The following is an 818-nucleotide window of genomic DNA, read 5'->3' as shown; positions in this document are numbered from 1 at the left end:
TCCGGCGGCAGCTCGCCCGCCGCCGGGTGATAGCGCACCGACGGCAGCAGCGGCTGCGCGGCCACCGCGCCGGGGCCGACCAGCTGCTCGACGTCGAACACGCGAATCGCGTCGGAACCGGCCTCGACGTATGCGACGACCGTATTGCTCGTGCCGAGGTCGATCCCGACCGTATAGCGCTTCATCGCGCTCAGGCGGCGCCGCGCACGTCGAACTCGACCTTCCAGCGCTCGTTCGTGCCGCTCGGGATCGCCTCGAGTTCGAGCGTGCCGGCTTCGGTCACGCGCGCATGCAGCTTCACGGGCACGACCTCACCGACGGTGCGCCCTTCGGCGGGCAGCGTCGCCTGGATCTCCTCGAGCTCCTGCAGCTCCTCCGGCGACCAGTAGTCGAGCAGCGTGCCGACCTGGTCCTGACGGCGCACCGACGAACCGAAGAAGCGGAACTGCACCGGTTCGCCGACGACGAGGCCGAACTCCTGCGGCGGCAACGCCGCGTCCGAGCCTTCCTCCATCCCGAACGGCGCGACGCACAGCGCCTGCACCGGCGGTTCGAGCCCCGGCACCGCGGGCATCGCCGATTCGATCGCGACGTAGTACGCACGCGCCGTGCCGCCGCGAATGCGCACGCCACGGCCGCGCTTCACGTAGCCGTAGTACGCGGCGCCACGCGCGACCGCGAGATCGAGATCCGCGCCTTCGAGCAGGCGCGCGGGCGGCGCGCCTTCGGCGGCGAGCCAGCTGTTGAGCGTATCGAGCACGCGCTGCGTGAGCAGCGTCGACTTGAACACGCCGCCGTTGAACAGCACGGCCGTCGGA

1 protein-coding gene and 1 pseudogene are annotated in these 818 nt (G+C 71.3%); both read right to left on the bottom strand.

What is annotated here, in order from left to right:
• On the bottom strand, nt 1–185 hold a 185-nt coding region (locus G3N93_RS40895), incomplete at its 3' end, for a hypothetical protein (RefSeq protein ID WP_206135621.1).
• A 5-nt stretch (nt 186–190) separates the two neighbouring features.
• Nucleotides 191–818: pseudogene (locus tag G3N93_RS40890) on the bottom strand (Hsp70 family protein); the annotation flags it as partial.

The organism is Burkholderia sp. Se-20378 (assembly GCF_017104665.1).
GTDB classification, from domain to species: Bacteria; Pseudomonadota; Gammaproteobacteria; order Burkholderiales; family Burkholderiaceae; genus Burkholderia; species Burkholderia lata.
This window is presented reverse-complemented; position numbering and strand designations above follow the sequence as displayed.